We start from the raw sequence: 16,657 nt of genomic DNA on the forward strand, positions 1-16,657 counted from the left end.
ATTGGATGGCAGGCATGACCGTTGGCTTGGTACTGGATCTTTTCGGCACCTTCTTTTTTGCCATGTCCGGTTGCCTGTTGGCGGCCCGCCGGAAATTCGACATCATCGGTTCCGTGTTCCTTGGCTCCCTGGCCGGTCTGGGCGGCGGCATCATCAGGGACGTAATTCTGGATACCGTCCCCAGTGCCTTCAACAATCCGCTGTACTTCGTCCCGCCGGTGGTGGCAGCGCTGGTGGTCTTCTTCCTGTTCCGCAGCGTGGAACGCATGCAGCGTCCATTGCTGATCTTCGACGCCGGCGGGCTGGCACTGTTCTGCATCACCGGGACGGTCAAGGCCCTGAGCCTGGGCATGAACCCTGTCGCCTCGGCGCTGCTGGGCCTGACCACTGCCGTGGGCGGCGGCATACTGCGTGACGTCGTGGCCAACCGGGTGCCCCAACTGTTCAGCCCGGACGATCTGTATGCCGTGCCCGCCATGTTGGGTTCGGCCTTGGTGGTGGTGCTGTGGTTTGCCGGGGTCTACGGAACGCTGGCCGCCGTGGGCGTGGCCGCGGTGGTGTTCGGGCTCCGTGTGGTCTCCCTGCACTATGGCTGGCACATTCCGCACGCGGCCCCGGTATCGCGCCTGCCGCAGGACGACGGCTGATCAGGGAACACCCGCGGCTGGGCGGAAGCCGCGGCGGGACGGCTGCGGCGGCGGGACGGCTGCGGCGGCTGGACGGAAGCGGCGGCTGGACGGAAGCCGCGGGAGGGGGCCCACGGCCGCTCTGGGGCATCTTGTGTCGGCGCCGCTGCCCCGCCCTTATGTCCGGTTTTGCCGGTGGATCTCCTCGATGATGCGGATGGCTGCCACGGCGTCCGCGGGCTCGACGGGAACCGGGGCGCCCTCGTGGATGGCCGCGGCCAGCTGCCGGTAGTACTCCGGGTAGGCGCCGGCGACGGAGCGAACCCTGCGGGTGTGGCCCGGCGTGCCGAGGGTTCCCCAGCGCTCTTCGGGCTCCTCGCCGTATCCGGCTGCCCCGGGAACCGCGCCCGCCGCCAGCGCGGCCTCCTGGCTGTCCAGCCCCCAGGAGGTGAAGGCGGCGGCCGAGCCGAGCACATGGAACCGCGGCGCGGGCAGCGCTGAGATGAGGTTCATCGACAACCGCGAGCGCACCCCAGATTCGTGCAGCAGGGAGACGAAGGCATCCTCGTCGGCGGCGGATGCTGCGGGGGCGGTGTGGCGGGCGATTTCGCCGTAGACCGTGGCGGCCGGCCCGAAGAGCGTGAGCGCCTGGTCGATCAGGTGGACGCCAAGGTCGAAGAGGATGCCGCCGCCACCGGCGACGCCGGCCGTTGCCTTCCAGGCCCGCAGACCCTCCGGCTTCCAGCGCTCAAAGCGGGACTCGAAGGTGTGGACCCGGCCGAGTTCGCCGTCGCCGATCAGCTGTTTCAGGGTCAGGAAATCCGAATCCCAGCGGCGGTTGTGGAAGACGGAGAGCACCACGCCGGCCCGTCCGGCCTTGGCCAGCAGGGCGTCGCCCTGGGCGGATGCGGGGACGAAGGGCTTGTCCACCACCACGTGCAGGCCGCGGTCAATCGCGGCATCGGCGAGCGCGTAGTGGCTGGCCGGCGGGGTGGCCACCACCACGAGGTCAAGCGGCTCCGGCGCGTTGAAGAGTTCTTCCGCCGTTGACACGATCCGGGCGCGCGGGTGCCCGGCCGCCGCCTGTGCCGCCCGCTCGGGATTGGCCGTGACGATCGCGTCCAGCGAGTACCCGCTCGCGGCCTCCAGCAACGGCGCGTGGAAGACCCTGCCGGACAGTCCGTAGCCGATCACGGCGGTGCGCAGCGGGTTGTGCCCTGCCATCGTTGCTCCTAGGGTGTTCTGGTGCCGGTCCAAGGTGCCCGGCTGCCTCGAGCCTAACGGCGGACCTGGGGCTGTTCACGCAATTGCTGCGTGAGGATGTGCGCCTCCTCCAGGAGCAGCTTGCCGAGGAACTCCTGCCGGTCGGGCCGGAACCGTTGTTCGATGCCGGTCAGCGACAGCGCCCAGGCCGGCTGGCCGTGCCGGTCGAAGACGGCCGCACCCATCCCCCAACTGCCCTCCAGGATCAGCCCCGGGTTGACGGTATAGCCCCGCTGCCGGGTTTCGGCCAGGTTCGCGCGGATCTTGTCCGGCGCATGCGCCGGTCCGAAGCGCTCAACCCGGGCACCGCCGTCGTCGAGCAGCCGGTCGATCTCCCCATCCTCCAGAAAGGCCATGATGGCCAGCCCGGCCGAAGCGACGCCCAGCGGGAAGCGGACGCCTTCGTGCAGCACAAAGGAGCGGACCGGAAAGCTGCCTTCCACCCGGACCAGGCAGACGGTTTCGTCGCCCCGCCGGATGGACAGAAAGGCGCTCTCGCCCGTTTCGTCCGCCAACCGCTGCAGGCGCGGCCGGGCCAGGTCCTCGATCGCAAAGCGGCCGGCGGCCACCGACCCGAGCACATAAAGCTCCGGGCCCAGATGCCAGGTGCCGGTCTCAGCATGATGGTCCAGCAGGCCCTCGGCGGCGAGGGAGTTCAGTAGCCGGTAGACCGTGGGCCGGGTCAGGCCCGAGGCCCGGACGATGTCCGCCAGGGCCGCGCCCGTTTCCGGGGCGCGTCCGACGATCCGCAGCAGCTGGGCCACCCGGCCGACTACTTGAGCTCCTTGTACCTGCTTGTCCGGCAATTGTCCTCCTGGCGGTCTGGCGGCCGGGCCGGGTCGGTTATGCCGCCCCGCCGATCCACAATGTGGACAGTCTACCCGCCGCTGTCCACACTGTGAATGCAGTTCTTGGCCGCCCGTTGACGGTTGCGCGGCGGCCGCACTAGTCTGCCGGATAACAGCTGTCCACAAGATGGACAAGTTCCGCGCCAGGTCAGGACGAGTGGCTGCGGACGGCACTCAACGAGGAGGAAGCATATGTCCAAACTGACCGCAGGACCCGCCGCCGCTCTGGCAGGCGTGCTGCATGACGGCATGACCATTGCGGTGGGAGGATTCGGGCTCTCCGGCATCCCCGCGGACCTGATCGACCCGGTGCGCGATTCCGGCGTCAAGGACCTGACGGTGGTCTCCAACAACATGGGCGTCGACGGCAAGGGTCTGGGCGTGCTGATCGAGGCCGGGCAGGTCCGCAAGGTGCTGGCCTCCTACGTGGGCGAGAACAAGCTGTTCGCCCAGCAGTTCCTGGCCGGCACGCTGGAGGTCGAGTTCAACCCGCAGGGCACGCTCGCCGAGCGCCTCCGCGCCGGCGGCGCGGGCATCGCGGCCTTCTACACCAAGACCGGGGTGGGCACGGTGATCGCCGAAGGCAAGCCGCACGAGGAGTTCGACGGCGAGCTTTACGTGCAGGAGCGCGGGATCGTAGCTGACCTGTCCCTCGTCCACGCCCACACCGCCGACACGGACGGCAACCTGGTCTACCGCTACACCGCCCGCAACTTCAACCCGGTGGTGGCCACGGCCGGCCGCGTCACCATCGCCGAGGCCGAGGTGATCGTGGAGCCGGGTGCGCTGGACCCGAACCACATCGTCACCCCGGGCGTGTATGTCCAGCGCCTCGTGCAGGCCTCGGACCGCGCCAAGGACATCGAGCAGCGTACCGTCCGCCCCCGCCCCGCCGCCGTCGGCGCCTGAAATTTAAGACCAGAAGGAGCACATCATGGCTTGGACACGAGACGAGATGGCGGCCATCGCGGCCGCCGAACTGAACGACGGAGACTACGTCAACCTGGGCATCGGCATCCCCACGCTGGTGGCCAACAACCTGCCGGACGGCGTGCGGGTGGTGCTGCAGAGCGAAAACGGCCTGCTGGGGATGGGCCCGTTCCCGTACGAGGGCGATGAGGACGCGGATCTGATCAACGCCGGCAAGCAGACCGTGACGGTGCTGCCCGGCGGTTCCATCTTCGACTCGGCCACCAGTTTCGGCATGATCCGCGGCGGCCACGTGAAGACCGCCGTCCTGGGCGCCATGCAGGTCTCCGCCGCGGGCGACCTGGCCAACTGGACCATCCCGGGGAAGATGGTCAAGGGCATGGGCGGCGCCATGGACCTGGTCGCGGGCACCCCGCGCGTGGTGGTGCTCACCGAGCATGTCGCCAAGGACGGCACGCCCAAGATCGTCAACGAATGCTCGCTGCCGCTGACCGGAGTGAAGGTGGTCAACCGGATCATCACGGACCTCGCCGTCTTCGACATTGACGACGACGGCGGTGCCCTCCCGCTGCGGCTGGTCCGCCTGGCGCCGGGCGTCACCGTGGCCGAGGTGCGGGAGAAGACCGAGCCGGACTTCGCCGTCGCCCCTGAACTGGACGAAGCCGCCGCCGAACCGGCCGGCGCACGGGAAACAGCGCTGGAAGGAACTCACTGATGAGCCTGAAGCAACATTTCGGCCGGGACATCCTGCTGACCGGCTGGGGGCACTCCCCCTTCGGCAAGCTGGCCGACGAGACGCTGGAATCGCTGATTGTCGGGGTGGCCCGGGAGGCCATCGCCAACGCCGGGTTGGAGCCGGGGCAGATCGACGAGATCTACCTGGGCCAGTTCAACTCCGGCATGGTGCCGCTGGGCTTTGCGTCCTCGCTGGCCCTGCAGGTCTCCGACGATCTGGCGAACGTGCCGGCAACCCGGGTGGAGAACGCCTGCGCGTCCGGTTCGGCGGCCGTTCAGCAGGGTGCCAAGTCGCTGCTGGCCGGCACGGCGCACAACGTGCTGGTGATCGGCGCCGAGAAGATGACCCATGCCGGCGCCGACGTGGTGGGCGCTGCCCTGCTGGGCGCCGACTACGAGGCCGCCGGCAAGCCGAGCTCCACCGGGTTTGCCGGCCTGTTTGCCGAGACCGCCAAGCACTACCAGAAGCGCTACGGCGAGGTGGGCGACGTCCTCGGCTCGATTGCCGCGAAGAACCACCGCAACGGTGTGGCCAACCCCTACGCGCAGCTGCGCAAGGATCTCGGTGAGGAGTTTTGCCGGACGGTCTCGGACAAGAACCCCGTGGTCGCCGAGCCGCTGCGCCGCACGGACTGCTCTCCGGTCTCGGACGGTGCCGCCGCCGTGGTGCTCAGCACCGAGTCGCCGCGTTCCGGTGCCGCGGCGGCTGCAGTCCGGCTGGCAGGGTTCGGCCACGCGAACGACTTCATGCCGGCCGAAAAGCGCGATCCCACCGCCTTCGCCGGCAGCCGCGCCGCCTGGCAGCGCGCCCTGGATATGGCCGGGGTGGGGCTGGAGGACCTGGACCTGGCGGAGGTGCACGACTGCTTCACCATCGCCGAGCTGATCATGTATGAGGTCATGGGGCTGACCCCGGCCGGCGAGGGCCGCCGCGCCATCGAGGAAGGCTGGGTGTACCGGGACGGCAAGCTGCCGGTGAACCTGTCCGGCGGGCTGAAGGCCAAGGGCCACCCGGTCGGCGCCACCGGCGTCTCGCAGCACGTGGTGGCCGCCATGCAGCTGTCCGGCACTGCCGGCGACATGCAGTTGGCCGGCGCCCGGCGGGCGGCCGTGCACAACATGGGCGGCCTGGCGATCGCCAACTACGTCAGCGTGCTCGAGGCGGTGTAGTCCCTCTCTGGGTTGGCGGCAACGGGCGCCCGGCGACCGGCCGGGTGCCCGTTCGCGCCCCTGGCTGGTTTGCTTTCCGGCCCCCGTGGCTCCCGGTGCCGGAGACCGCGTTCGGAAAGCGGCCGTGCAGCCTTGCCGCCGGGCCGACCTGACGTCGGGCAGGCCCCCGGATGATCATAGTGACCTACGTCGCCGCGCCGTGGTTGATGCCGGCCTCCAGCAACTCCTGCAGCCCCCGGCGGAACAGCTCCCTGCCGCCGTGGGCCGGGTGGCGGACCTTCGGCACGTTGAGCCCGGCCGCCGCGACGCTGCGGTGCCCTATGTTCCCCACGGCAACGACCGTGTCGATGCCGAAAATGCGGGCCAATTCCTGCCAGAGCGGCAAGCCGGCCCGGATTTCGGCGCTCGAGGGCGTCCGGTTGGAGTGCGGCCGTCCGGGCTGGTGCGGGTGGAACGGGTACGCGCTCCAGAGCAATGGCAGGAAGTCCAGATCGGCCAGCACGTTCCACATCACCGTTGCCGTCGGCTCCGCCGGCACGGTCAGGACCTCCGGCGGAACCACGTAACCGTTGCCCGGGCCGAACATGCCGAACGGGTCACGGCCTGAAATCAGCGCCTTGTTGGTGAAGGGGACTCCGGTCACCGTCATGCCGCGGTACCCGGGCGCCTCCCCGACCAGCAGGACCTTGGGCCGGCGTTCCAGCATCTGTTCCAGGTACCTGGCGATGTTGTGCCGGCGCGCTGCGTTCGCCGGCACGGATGACGAGAAGAAGTTGCGGCTCGCCGGGCCCGTCTCGAACTCCCCCAGCCGCACCACAAAGTCCCTGATTTCCTGCTGCGCCGTCACCATCCCAACCTAAGCGATCAGCGCGGCGACGGTGGAACCTGAACCTGCGAACCCGGATCGCTCACCATCCAGTGGCGGGAAGATGCAGCGAAACGGCCCTGTTCGCTGCATCTTCTCACCACTCGAATGCGCAGGAGAATACGTGTCCCAGTGCGGGGGAATGCGTGTCGAGTGCGCATGGGAATCATGTCGGTGAACGCTGGTGGGACCAGGCGTGGGAGAGAGACAACCGGCGTCACCCGGCCCGCCGGCCGACACCACAGACAACGACGCCGGTGCCCGGGCGAGGAAGAATCCCCACCCGGGCACCGGCGTCGCGCTGTGAAGTTGTCAGGCTGCAGCGGGCGCGAAAGCCCGCCGCCCGCCGCCCAGGCGCTTAGCCACCCAGCCGCTAGGCGCGGGCGGAGTCCTTGGGCAGTCGGGCCGCCAGCTTCCACGCTGCCGGCATGGCGGCTGCCGCGATCAGCGACTTCACGATGCCGCCGATGATGAACGGGTACAGGCCCCACTCGAGCGTCTGCTGCAGGTCGGCGCCCAGGGAAATGGCCAGCCAGGCCATGCCGAAGACGAAGGTGATCACGGTGCCCGCCAAGAATGAAACGGTGGCGCCCAGGAACTTTTTGTCCCAGTTGCGCTTGGCCAGCCAGCCGGTCAGCCCCGCGGCGGCGATGAAGCCCACCAGGTAGCCGCCGGTCGGGCCAACGGCGGCGGCCAGGCCGGAGGAGGCGTCGCTGAACACCGGCATGCCGGCCACGCCGGCCACCCAGTACAGTGCCATCGACAGCATGCCGCGGACCGGGCCCAGCGTGCTGCCGACCAGCAGGACGGCCAGGGTCTGGCCGGTGATCGGGACCGGCCACAGCGGCACGGCCAGCTGCGCCATGACGGCGGTCAGGCCTGCCCCGCCCACAACCAGCGCGGTGTTGGCCAAGGCGGTGCTGGGGACCAGGGCGTCGGCCAGGACACCCTGTCGCGCAACGGCGGCTGAACTCATGTTTGCTCCTTCTTGGGGACATTTCCTTGCGGAAACTGTGGTCCGGTTTCGGCACCACTGTACCGGCAGCCCTCCGCTGCAAACCCGATTATGGCGATGATTACGCAGTTCCCTGCCGGCTGCGGGAGGACTACCCTGAAATGCAGGAGCGCTATGGAGCCAATCGAAACACTGCTGGCTACTGCACGCGATGCCTACGCGCGCGGGGAATGGCGCCCAGCCTATGACGGATTCGAGCAGGCCCGCAGCCTCTCGCCACTGGACGTGGAGGATCTGGCCCGGCTGGGCGACGCCGCCTGGTGGGTGGGGGATGTTCGCGAATCGGTAATGGACTCCGAGGAAGTCTTCCACCGCTACGAGAACGACGGCGAAAAACTCGCTGCCGCCATGAAGGCCCTGGATCTGGGACTGCTGTGGACGCTGCGCGGGGACCTGATGATCGCCTCCGGCTGGATCAACCGCGCCAGGCGCATGCTGCTGGATGCCCCGCAGAGCCCGGTCCACGGTTACCTGCTGTATCTGGACACCGTCAACGCGCTGCTGTTTGCCGAAGACCCGGAGCCGGCCTTGGCCGCCGCCGAGGAGCTGCAACAGATGGGGCGGAGGTTCAACGCGCCCGTGCTGCATTCCTTCAGCCTCACCCTGACAGGTTTGGCCGATCTGCGGGCCGGGCGGACGGCCTCGGGCTTCGCGGCCTTGGACGAGGCGATGCTCCCGGTCCTCGCCGGGCAGGTGCCCCCAACCTGGTCGGGAGACATCTATTGCACGGTACTCCACGCCTGCTACCAGCTGGCCGACCTGCCGCGGATGCGGGCATGGACCGAAGCTACCGAGCGCTGGTGCGAGCAATTGGCGGGCGGCATGGTCTTTTCCGGCGTGTGCCACATCCACCGGCTCCAAATCCGCAGCATAGAAGGCAATTGGGACGGAGTGGAACGCGAGATCGCCCAAAGCAGCTCGGAACTGGCGGACCGAAACGTGTGGGCCGCCGGTGAAGGGTACTACCAACTCGGCGAGCTGCGCCGGCTGCGCGGCGACCTGCAGGGCGCCACCGACTCCTACGCCAGGGCGCGGGACTTGGGTGTTGAGCCACAGCCCGGCGAGGCCAAACTGCTGGCCGCGCGCGGACATCTCGACGCCGCGTGGGCCGGCCTGTCGGCAGCGCTGGAGTCCGACGATCGGCTGACCCGGGCACAAATGCTGCTCCCCGCGGTAGAACTCGCCGTGCAGCTGAAGTTGACGGCGGAAGCCGAGGAATACTGCCGCGAACTGGAGCAATCTGCCGGTGACTTCAGCAGCCCCGGTTTCCTGGCCTGGGCACGGCATGCCCGCGGGGTCCTGCTGTTTTCCGGCGGCCAGGCCGCGCAGGCCCTCCCCGTGCTGAGGTCCGCGCTGCAGGGTTATCGTTCCCTGCATCACCGGCACGACACCGCGCGGGTGTACGAACTGCTCGCGGCCGTGCACCGCGAGCTGGGCCAGCCGGAGACCGCGGCGTCGGAAGAGGCGACGGCCGTGGCCATCTACCGGGAGCTCGGGGCGGAGCCGGATGTGCGCCGCCTGGACGGCCAAAAGTCCCCGGGCGGCCTGACGGATCGGGAAGCGGAGGTACTTGCCTGCATCGCCCGCGGTGCCACGAACAAGGAAACGGCAGCCGCACTGTTCATCAGCCAGAAGACGGTCGGCAGGCATCTGGCCAACATTTTCCTCAAGATCGGTGTCTCGTCCCGCACCGCGGCCGCCGCGTGGGCCCACGAGCACGGCATCACCGCTCCCTTGACCCGGCGCTGACACCTGCACCGTTGGCTGGACCCTGACGCCTGCCACGTAGGCAGGCACTGACGCCCGCATGGTTGGCCCGAGCCTGACGCCTGCATCTTTTGCCCCATCCGCGCCGCCCGAACCCACAGAACTTGCCCGATGTTGCCGGTGCCGCCGGCTCCCTACCGTGGGATTGAAGCAGGCAACAGGTGCCTGCTTCCAGACCACGGGAGAAGCCATGACCACCATCCAGGAAGCTGCCGGACAGTTCGATACCGAGACCGCCGAAGCCTTCGCGCAGCGCTGCCTGACCATCCTGAACGACGGCGCCTTGGCCATGCTGGCCAGCATCGGTCACCAGACCGGGCTGTTCGACACCCTGGCGGCGTTGCCGCCGGCCACCAGCCAGCAGATCGCGGACGCCGCGGAGCTGGACGAGCGCTACGTGCGCGAATGGCTCAACGGCCTGGCCGCGTCGCAAGTGGTGGTGTACGACCCGGTTGCGCGCACTTACCGGCTGCCGGCCGAACACGCCGCCTCGCTGACCAGGGCGGCCGGCCCGGACAACTTGGCGCGGCTGCTTCAGTACATCCCGCTGCTCGGCGGCGTGGAGGAGGGGGTCGTCGCCGCATTCCGCCAGGGCGGCGGGCTGTCCTACGCCGATTATCCGCGCTTCCACCAGCTGATGTCGGAGGAAAGCTCGGCGGTTTTCGACGCCGGACTGATCGAGGAGATCCTGCCGCTGGCCGACGGGTTGGTCGAACGCCTGCGCCGGGGCATCGACGTGGCCGACGTCGGCTGCGGCAGCGGGCACGCCATCAACCTGATGGCGCAGGCGTTTCCCGCCAGCCGGTTCACCGGCTACGACTTCTCGCCGGAGGGAATCGCCCGGGCACGGCAGGAAGCGGCGCGCATGGGCCTGCACAATGCCTCGTTCGAGGTCCGGGACGTCGCCGAGCTGAAGGAACCGGGACGGTTCGACCTGGTCACCGCTTTCGACACCATCCACGACCAGGCCCAGCCGGCGCGCGTGCTCGGCGAGATCCACGCGGCCCTGCGGTCCGGCGGAACCTTCCTCATGGTGGACATGAGGGCCTCCAGCAACGTGGAGGACAACGTGTCGCTGCCCTGGGCGGGCTTCCTCTACACCATTTCGGTGATGCACTGCATGAGCGTTTCGCTGGGCCAGGGGGGCGCGGGACTCGGCACCGCATGGGGCCAGCAGCTTGCCCTGTCCATGCTGGCGGATGCGGGCTTTTCCGGGACGGTCGTCAAGGACGTCGAGCAGGACCCGTTCAACGCCTACTACATCGCGGCCAAGCGGTAACCAAACGACGGCGGCTCAAGCGGCCAGCCCGGCGGCCTGGGCCGTCAGCTCCAGCGCGCGCAGCCGCTGCGCGACGGTCGGCGCCTGGAACGCCACAATCAGCTCGTCGGCGCCGGCATGCTTGGCGAAGCCTTCCAGGTACTCCGCCACCGCCTCGCGCGTCCCGACGGCCGAGTACTTGACCATCTGCTCCACGTGCTGGCCCTGCGGCGAGTCCAGGATGAGATCCGCTTCCTCGTCGGTAAAGGTCCGGTCGCGGCCGAACAGCAGCGAGACGCGGCTGCGCCGGACAACCCGGAACTGCTCCTGCGCTTCCTCGTTGCTGTCCGCGGCGATGGCGTTCACACCGGCGATCACGTACGGTTCGGCGAGTTGCTCCGACGGCTGGAACTCGCGGCGGTAGACGGACACGGCGTCCTGCAGCGCATTGGGCGCGAAGTGCGAGGCAAACGAGTACGGTAGCCCCAGCGCCGCGGCCAGCTTCGCGCCAAACAGCGAGGAGCCCAGGATGTACAGCGGCACGTTGGTGCCCTTGCCCGGTGTCGCATCCACGCCCTTGATGCGCGACTGTCCGGTCAGGTAGCCCTGCAGCTCCAGCACGTCCTGTGGGAAGGATTCGGCGCTCATCGGATCGCGGCGCAGCGCCCGCAAGGTGTTCTGATCGCTGCCCGGCGCGCGGCCCAGGCCAAGATCGATCCGTCCAGGATGGAGCGCCTCCAGCGTGCCGAACTGCTCGGCGATGGTCAGCGGGGCATGGTTCGGAAGCATGATGCCGCCGGCGCCCAGGCGGATGCTGTTGGTGTGCGCCGCCACGTGGGCAATCAGCACGCTGGTGGCCGAGGACGCGATCGACGCCATGTTGTGGTGTTCGGCGTACCACACCCGCCGGTAGCCCAGTTCCTCCGCCCGCTGCGCCAGGGACACACTGCCGGCCAGGCTTTCACCCACGGTTTCGTTCGTGCCGATGGTTGCCAGGTCAAGGATGGACAGAGGTACGTTCACGTCGGCGGGGCCTTTCGTCGCGGGACGCCCGGGGTGGTTGCCGCGGGCACACATCCTGCACAACGACGGCGGTGCCCGTCTTTATTTCTTCCCTTCCCGGCAGTGGGGGCCGGCTGCCGGGCCGTCGCCGCCGTCACCTCGCGGGCGTAGAGTCTGCAGGCATGGAGCATCATCACAACCGTAGGGAAGAGCCCGACCAGTTCTGGGAGTCCTTTTACAGCCAAAGGGACCAGGTGTGGAGCGGCCGGCCGAACGCCATGCTGGTCCGCGAGGTCTCCGGCCTGCCGTCCGGCACCGCCCTGGAGCTGGGTTGCGGCGAGGGCGCAGACGCCATCTGGCTCGCCGGCAAGGGGTGGACGGTCACCGGCCTCGACATGTCCGGGCTCGCGCTGCAACGGGCGGCCAAACACGCAGACGAAGCCGGTGTTGCGGACAGCATCCGGTGGCTCCAACAGGACCTGGCCCGCTGGGAACCGCAGGAAAGCTACGATCTGGTCTGCGCCCAATTCCTGCACTCGCCGGTCGAGCTGCCGCGGAACGCCATTCTCACCACGGCGGCCCGCGCGGTAGCACCCGGCGGCACGTTGCTGGTTGTCGGCCACGAATCGTTTCCGCCCTGGTCGGGACATCCGGAACCCGAGGAACCTCTGCCCACGGCCGGGGAGCTGGCCGATGCACTCGGACTAGGTTCCCCGGACTGGGCCCTCGACACGCTCGACTCCGTCCCCCGCGAGGTCACGGGCCCGGACGGGCAGACCGCCACGATCACGGACAGCGTCCTGCGCGCCCGCCGGCTGGCCGTTTAGCCGGCTCGGGCCTGACCTGCAGCGGGCTTCTGACCCGGCAGCGGCTTCTTACCCGGCAGCGTGCTCGATGCTGCAGTCCGTGCCGGGGAAGACGACACTCTCATGGCCGTCGTCGAACCTCACGTAGTAGGGCGGGGCTCCGCCGTCGCCCCTGACCTCGATGACTTCGCCGTGCCGGTCAGCCGAGTCCACCGTCCTGCCCCTGATGACGATGCGGTCTCCGGGTGCTGCGATCATGACCGCTCACCTCCTTTCCCATAGCCTAGGGGAACGGGCTGCGGCCGACCAGAGTCAGCGCACCCAGCGGTGCGGGGCGGGCCGGCGGGTGCTGGGCAGGGCGTTGTTCTCCCGCCACTCGTGCAGCCATTCGGGCAAAACCAGGTCCGCCGGCGGCCGCTGGCCGACGGCGGCGAAGATCTCCTCATTGGAGACCGGTCCCTGCTTGGAAACCAGCCGGGTGGCGATGTAGGCGCGGGCATGGATCTCGCCGTCGGCCACCATGCGCTGCTCGAAGAAGATGGCGCGGTCGTCAAATCCGATGATCCGGGTTTCGATGCTGTATTGCTGGCCGAGTGTGAGCGATTTACGGAAGGAAATGGTTTCCGCGCCGACCACCGGCGACCAGCCCTTGCGGCGGAAGGTGTCCCACACGCCGGCGCGCACCATCAGCTCGAAGCGGCCGAGGTCCATCAGCGAGAAATACATCCCGTTGTTGACGTGCATGGCGATGTCGATGTCGGTGGGCAGCACGCGCAGGGACAGCGTGGACGAATCCCATATGTCCAGGGCAGGACGGCGGCGGGCCGTCAGCAGCAGCAGGAGGGTGCGGAAGATCAGGTGCATGCCGCCATGTTACCCGGAGGTAACTTGCCGGGCGGGCGGGACCGGCTAAGCCGCGCCGGTCCCGCCACCTTCCAGCTAGTCCCGCTACGCGTGGTGTCCGTGTTTTTTGCCGTCCCCGAGGTCCTCCGGCAGTCCCCCCGCGGGATGGTCGGGGCCGCCGGAGCCGTTGATGCGCCCGGCTTGGCCAGGCTGGACGACCGGCGTCTCGGACGTCACCGGCACCGCGAACGGCACGGTGCTGGGGACGCTGACGGCTCCGCGCACCGGGCCCATGCGCCGCTGCCGCAGCGGATCCCGGCGCAAGTCCACGTACAGCGAGAGGCAAAGCCCCACCATGATCAGCACGAAGGGCGTTGACGCCAGGATGGTGAACGTCTGCAGCGCGTCGAGCCCCCCGACGAACAGCAGCACGGCCGCGACGGTACCGGTGAGAACGCCCCAGAGGATGACCAGCGGCTTCCACGGCTCCTTTCGGCCGCGGGAGGAAAGCGTTCCCAGCACGACGGCGCCGGCGTCGGCGCCGCTGACGAAAAACACCGCCGTCAGCACCATCACCACGATGGCCGCGCCGAAAAAGAACGGATAGTTTTGCAGGGTTGCGAAGAAACCGGCCGCCTCGTCTCCGGTCCCGGCAATATCTTCACCGCCCAGCTGGAGGTGGATGCCCGCACCGCCGAACACCGAGAACCAGACCACGCTCACGGCGGTGGGGACCAGCAGCACGCCCAGGACGAATTCCTTGATGGTCCGCCCGCGGGAGATCTTGGCGATGAACGTGCCCACGAAGGGGGTCCAGGAGATCCACCACGCCCAGTAGAAGATGGTCCAGTTGGCCAGCCACTCGGTGCCGCCGAAGACGGCCGAGTGGAAGCTCATGGGGACGATGTTGGCCAGGTAGTCGCCGATCGCGGCGGGGACCAGATCCAGGATGAAGACGGTGGGACCCACCACGAAGACGAACACCAGCAGCACCGCGGCCAGCACCATGTTCGTGTTGCTCAGCCACTTGATGCCGCGGGCAACGCCGCTGGCCGCCGAAATCACCACACCCACGGTCAGCACGCAGATGATCAGGATCGGAGCCACGACGCCGGGGTTCTCCTCGAACCGGCCGGTCCGCAGCAGTGCCAATCCGGCGGCAATCTGCAGCGCCCCCAGGCCCAGCGAGGTCGCTGAACCGAATTTCGTACAGATGATCGCCAGGATGTCGATCGGCTTGCCCCAGCCCTTTTCCTCAATCCGCTCCTTGCCGAAGATCGCCTGGAAGGGCGAACTCATCAGGTTGCCGCGGCCCATCCGGTACGTCGAATAGGCCAGGGCCAGGCCAACCACCGAGTAGATGGCCCACGGGTGCAGACCCCAGTGGAAGAGCGTGTAGGCCATCGCGCTGTTCGCGGCCTCGGGGGATCCCGGAGCGGCATCCACGAAGGGCGGCGGCGAGGCAAGATGAGTGACCGGTTCGTAGACGCCGAAGAACATCAGGCCGATGCCCATGCCGGCGCTGAACATCATGGCAATCCACGACAACGTGGAGAATTCGGTGGTTTCGCCCTCCTGCGCGAGCGGAATGTTGCCATACCGGCCGAAGGCCAGCACCAGCGAAAAGATTACGAAGCCGGTGGCGCCGAGGATGAACAACCAACCGAAGGAGTTGGTCACCCAGCCGAGAATTGATCCGGTTACTTCGGTCACCTGCTGGGTAAAGAAAACACCCAGCAGGCAGATGGCAACAATAATGCTGCCTGAAACGAAGAAAACCGTCTTGTCGACGGTATTCCAGCCCCGCTGCCCGTCATCACCCGTATCCCGGGAGACAGTCGGCAAGGGGCCGGTAAATTCGCTGCTCATCACTGATCCTCACTGTTGTCACCGGCTGTACGCGTGCGGCGCTCCGGGCTTGCTGCGGCTCTTCGATGTCAAACGTCCCGTCAGTATGATGGCAGGCATGAGTGGAGATGGCGACTTTCAAAGCGATGATCAGACCCGGATGGACCACTATGGCGACACCGGGTACACCGCCTTCGGCAGCCACGGCGAGGTGTCCAAGAACGACCCGAGGGTGGTCGCGCATGCCGAAGTGGATGCCGCCAACGCCGCTGTGGCCGTGGCCATGGCGAGCGGGGGTGTGTCCCCGGAGGTCAGCGCCATGCTGGTCAGCGTCCAAAACGACTTGTTCGACCTGATGGCCGACCTGCTGGTGCCGTATCGCGGCAATCAGGCGGCGGACGCCCGCATCATCCCCGAGCATGTGGAGCGGCTGGAACGCGCCATCGAACACTTCAGGCAGGAAGCCAAGGACCTCAGCGGCATGCTGCTGCCGGGCGGAACCCTCTCCGCTGCGCTGCTGTACCAGGCCCGCACGGCGGTGCGCCGCGCCGAACGCGTGGTCTGGGCGGCCCTGGATGAGTACGGCGACGTGGTGAATTCCGAGACCGGCCGCTACCTCAACCGGCTCTCCGGGCTGCTCTTCGTGATGGCCCGGGTGGCCAACGCCGAGCACGGGGACGTGATGTGGGTTCCCGAGTCCTCCGTCCGCGGCGTCCTCGAGGACCAATCCGGCACCACCGAGTAGCGCTGCGCAGGCAACCGCCGTCACGATCCGGCGGCCCGCCGGGTATCCTCGACGGTGATGAGCATCACCTCCGACGCGCCCGTGACCAGGGCCATGACAGAGCCGTCCGCACGCACCCTGGCGCGCGGCCTCTCGGTGTTAAGCGTCTTCGATGACGGTCATCCGCAGATGCGGGCGGCCGAGGTTGCCGCCCGCGCCGGCCTGAACCGTGCGGCTACCGCGCGGGTGCTCCGGACGCTGGTCAGCCTTGGCTATGTGCGCTGCCGGGATGACCTGTTCTCGCTGGCCCATCAGGCTCTGGAGTTGGGCCACGGCTACGTCGCGGGCTCTCCGCTCGTCCGGGCCTCCCGCGGGGCGGTTCAGTGGCTGACCGGGGAATTCAACGAACCGTGCACGGCGGGCGTGCTGGCCGGCGGCGACGTCATCTGCATCGCGGCCACCCGCGTGCCGCGCATGATCCGCGCGGGGCTGACCGTCGGCGCCAAGATTCCGGCGCACGCCTCGTCGATGGGCAAGGTGCTGGTGGCCGGGCTGTCCGAGGACGGCCTCCGGTCCGCCGTCGACGGCGGCCTCAGCAGGCTGACCGAGCAGACCATCGACAGCACCTGGCGTTTCCGCCAGGAGATCGAGCAGGTCCGGCGGCAGGGCTACGCGGTCAACAACAGCGAACTGCAGCAGGGCCACCGCACGCTGTCCGTGCCCGTGAGGGACAGCGGCGGCACGGTGCTCGCCGCCGTCGGCGTCAATATGCTGGCCACCCCCGACACGTTGGAGACGGCCATCGCCAGCCACCTCCCGCTGCTGCGCCGCGCGGCGGAGCGGATCGCCGAAAGCGCCTCGCGCTAAGAGCCCGACGGCGGTGCCTGCGCGCGGGGCCTGTGGGCGGGGCCTGTGGGCGGCGCTTGGCGGCGGTGCCTGCGCCTGAAACCTGGGGGC

General features: G+C 68.5%; 17 protein-coding genes. 9 read left to right on the forward strand and 8 right to left on the reverse strand.

Features of this window, described 5'->3' with window-relative positions; genetic code table 11:
* The first annotated feature begins 14 nt into the window (after window positions 1-14).
* Window positions 15-647, forward strand: coding sequence for a trimeric intracellular cation channel family protein (locus tag AC5RVV_RS08440; RefSeq protein ID WP_494000878.1), 633 nt, complete (start codon window positions 15-17; stop codon window positions 645-647).
* Window positions 648-803: 156 nt separating this feature from the next.
* On the opposite strand, the gene AC5RVV_RS08445 is transcribed toward AC5RVV_RS08440, so the two are convergent.
* A complete protein-coding gene (locus AC5RVV_RS08445) occupies window positions 804-1,850 on the reverse strand; it encodes a Gfo/Idh/MocA family protein (protein WP_494000879.1) in 1,047 nt (348 codons plus the stop codon).
* Between the two features lie 53 nt (window positions 1,851-1,903).
* On the reverse strand, window positions 1,904-2,695 hold the full coding sequence (locus AC5RVV_RS08450) for an IclR family transcriptional regulator (RefSeq protein ID WP_494000880.1): 792 nt from the start codon (window positions 2,693-2,695) through the stop codon (window positions 1,904-1,906).
* Window positions 2,696-2,929: 234 nt separating this feature from the next.
* On the opposite strand from AC5RVV_RS08450, the gene AC5RVV_RS08455 reads away from it, so the two are divergent.
* Genes AC5RVV_RS08455 through AC5RVV_RS08465 form a run of 3 tightly spaced genes read left to right on the forward strand, consistent with a single transcriptional unit; the run spans window position 2,930 to window position 5,572 of the window.
* Window positions 2,930-3,646, forward strand: coding sequence for a CoA transferase subunit A (locus tag AC5RVV_RS08455; RefSeq protein ID WP_494000881.1), 717 nt, complete (start codon window positions 2,930-2,932; stop codon window positions 3,644-3,646).
* Window positions 3,647-3,671: 25 nt separating this feature from the next.
* Window positions 3,672-4,382, forward strand: coding sequence for a CoA transferase subunit B (locus tag AC5RVV_RS08460; RefSeq protein WP_493978990.1), 711 nt, complete (start codon window positions 3,672-3,674; stop codon window positions 4,380-4,382).
* Entirely contained in the window at window positions 4,382-5,572 is a 1,191-nt protein-coding gene (locus AC5RVV_RS08465; RefSeq protein ID WP_494000882.1) for an acetyl-CoA acetyltransferase, read from the forward strand. The genes AC5RVV_RS08460 and AC5RVV_RS08465 overlap by 1 nt, the downstream gene beginning before the upstream one ends.
* A gap of 184 nt (window positions 5,573-5,756) precedes the next feature.
* On the opposite strand, the gene AC5RVV_RS08470 is transcribed toward AC5RVV_RS08465, so the two are convergent.
* Together AC5RVV_RS08470 and AC5RVV_RS08475 are read right to left on the reverse strand one after the other, a co-directional pair.
* Window positions 5,757-6,419, reverse strand: coding sequence for a uracil-DNA glycosylase (locus tag AC5RVV_RS08470; protein WP_494000883.1), 663 nt, complete (start codon window positions 6,417-6,419; stop codon window positions 5,757-5,759).
* A gap of 391 nt (window positions 6,420-6,810) precedes the next feature.
* Window positions 6,811-7,413, reverse strand: a complete 603-nt coding sequence (locus tag AC5RVV_RS08475; RefSeq protein ID WP_494000884.1) for a biotin transporter BioY — start codon at window positions 7,411-7,413, stop codon at window positions 6,811-6,813.
* 153 nt (window positions 7,414-7,566) lie between these two features.
* Here AC5RVV_RS08475 and AC5RVV_RS08480 point away from each other — a divergent pair, with 153 nt between their 5' ends.
* Complete coding sequence (locus AC5RVV_RS08480) at window positions 7,567-9,201, forward strand: LuxR C-terminal-related transcriptional regulator (protein WP_494000885.1); 1,635 nt, start codon at window positions 7,567-7,569, stop codon at window positions 9,199-9,201.
* A 208-nt stretch (window positions 9,202-9,409) separates the two neighbouring features.
* Window positions 9,410-10,498 (forward strand): class I SAM-dependent methyltransferase, encoded by a 1,089-nt coding sequence (locus AC5RVV_RS08485; protein WP_494000886.1) that lies wholly within the window; start codon window positions 9,410-9,412, stop codon window positions 10,496-10,498.
* 15 nt (window positions 10,499-10,513) lie between these two features.
* Here the strand turns inward: AC5RVV_RS08485 and AC5RVV_RS08490 are convergent, their stop codons facing one another.
* Entirely contained in the window at window positions 10,514-11,500 is a 987-nt protein-coding gene (locus AC5RVV_RS08490; protein WP_494000887.1) for an LLM class flavin-dependent oxidoreductase, read from the reverse strand.
* A 161-nt stretch (window positions 11,501-11,661) separates the two neighbouring features.
* Between AC5RVV_RS08490 and AC5RVV_RS08495 the strand changes: the two genes are divergently transcribed.
* A complete protein-coding gene (locus AC5RVV_RS08495; protein WP_494000888.1) occupies window positions 11,662-12,306 on the forward strand; it encodes a class I SAM-dependent methyltransferase in 645 nt (214 codons plus the stop codon).
* 48 nt (window positions 12,307-12,354) lie between these two features.
* On the opposite strand, the gene AC5RVV_RS08500 is transcribed toward AC5RVV_RS08495, so the two are convergent.
* The 3 genes from AC5RVV_RS08500 to AC5RVV_RS08510 form a co-directional block, all read right to left on the reverse strand.
* The gene (locus AC5RVV_RS08500) at window positions 12,355-12,543 is read right to left on the reverse strand and encodes a DUF1918 domain-containing protein (protein ID WP_494000889.1); all 189 of its coding nucleotides are present in this window, start codon (window positions 12,541-12,543) and stop codon (window positions 12,355-12,357) included.
* A 54-nt stretch (window positions 12,544-12,597) separates the two neighbouring features.
* Complete coding sequence (locus AC5RVV_RS08505) at window positions 12,598-13,149, reverse strand: acyl-CoA thioesterase (RefSeq protein WP_494000890.1); 552 nt, start codon at window positions 13,147-13,149, stop codon at window positions 12,598-12,600.
* Between the two features lie 84 nt (window positions 13,150-13,233).
* Window positions 13,234-14,997: a BCCT family transporter gene (locus tag AC5RVV_RS08510; RefSeq protein ID WP_494000891.1), complete on the reverse strand. Its 1,764-nt coding sequence runs from the start codon at window positions 14,995-14,997 to the stop codon at window positions 13,234-13,236.
* A 97-nt stretch (window positions 14,998-15,094) separates the two neighbouring features.
* Here AC5RVV_RS08510 and AC5RVV_RS08515 point away from each other — a divergent pair, with 97 nt between their 5' ends.
* A complete protein-coding gene (locus tag AC5RVV_RS08515; RefSeq protein ID WP_494000892.1) occupies window positions 15,095-15,721 on the forward strand; it encodes a cob(I)yrinic acid a,c-diamide adenosyltransferase in 627 nt (208 codons plus the stop codon).
* A gap of 57 nt (window positions 15,722-15,778) precedes the next feature.
* Complete coding sequence (locus tag AC5RVV_RS08520) at window positions 15,779-16,567, forward strand: IclR family transcriptional regulator (protein ID WP_494000893.1); 789 nt, start codon at window positions 15,779-15,781, stop codon at window positions 16,565-16,567.
* The last annotated feature ends 90 nt before the right edge of the window (window positions 16,568-16,657 follow it).

Source organism: Arthrobacter sp. MDT2-34-1, assembly GCF_059091365.1.

Coding starts and splice junctions, on each gene's coding strand:
- AC5RVV_RS08480 (WP_494000885.1), top strand. CDS start 7,567: ATGGAGCCAATCGAAACACTGCTGGCTACTGCACGCGATGCCTACGCG.
- AC5RVV_RS08520 (WP_494000893.1), top strand. CDS start 15,779: ATGAGCATCACCTCCGACGCGCCCGTGACCAGGGCCATGACAGAGCCG.
- AC5RVV_RS08445 (WP_494000879.1), bottom strand. CDS start 1,850: ATGGCAGGGCACAACCCGCTGCGCACCGCCGTGATCGGCTACGGACTG.
- AC5RVV_RS08485 (WP_494000886.1), top strand. CDS start 9,410: ATGACCACCATCCAGGAAGCTGCCGGACAGTTCGATACCGAGACCGCC.
- AC5RVV_RS08505 (WP_494000890.1), bottom strand. CDS start 13,149: ATGCACCTGATCTTCCGCACCCTCCTGCTGCTGCTGACGGCCCGCCGC.
- AC5RVV_RS08460 (WP_493978990.1), top strand. CDS start 3,672: ATGGCTTGGACACGAGACGAGATGGCGGCCATCGCGGCCGCCGAACTG.
- AC5RVV_RS08510 (WP_494000891.1), bottom strand. CDS start 14,997: ATGAGCAGCGAATTTACCGGCCCCTTGCCGACTGTCTCCCGGGATACG.
- AC5RVV_RS08515 (WP_494000892.1), top strand. CDS start 15,095: ATGAGTGGAGATGGCGACTTTCAAAGCGATGATCAGACCCGGATGGAC.
- AC5RVV_RS08440 (WP_494000878.1), top strand. CDS start 15: ATGACCGTTGGCTTGGTACTGGATCTTTTCGGCACCTTCTTTTTTGCC.
- AC5RVV_RS08455 (WP_494000881.1), top strand. CDS start 2,930: ATGTCCAAACTGACCGCAGGACCCGCCGCCGCTCTGGCAGGCGTGCTG.
- AC5RVV_RS08475 (WP_494000884.1), bottom strand. CDS start 7,413: ATGAGTTCAGCCGCCGTTGCGCGACAGGGTGTCCTGGCCGACGCCCTG.
- AC5RVV_RS08495 (WP_494000888.1), top strand. CDS start 11,662: ATGGAGCATCATCACAACCGTAGGGAAGAGCCCGACCAGTTCTGGGAG.
- AC5RVV_RS08500 (WP_494000889.1), bottom strand. CDS start 12,543: ATGATCGCAGCACCCGGAGACCGCATCGTCATCAGGGGCAGGACGGTG.
- AC5RVV_RS08465 (WP_494000882.1), top strand. CDS start 4,382: ATGAGCCTGAAGCAACATTTCGGCCGGGACATCCTGCTGACCGGCTGG.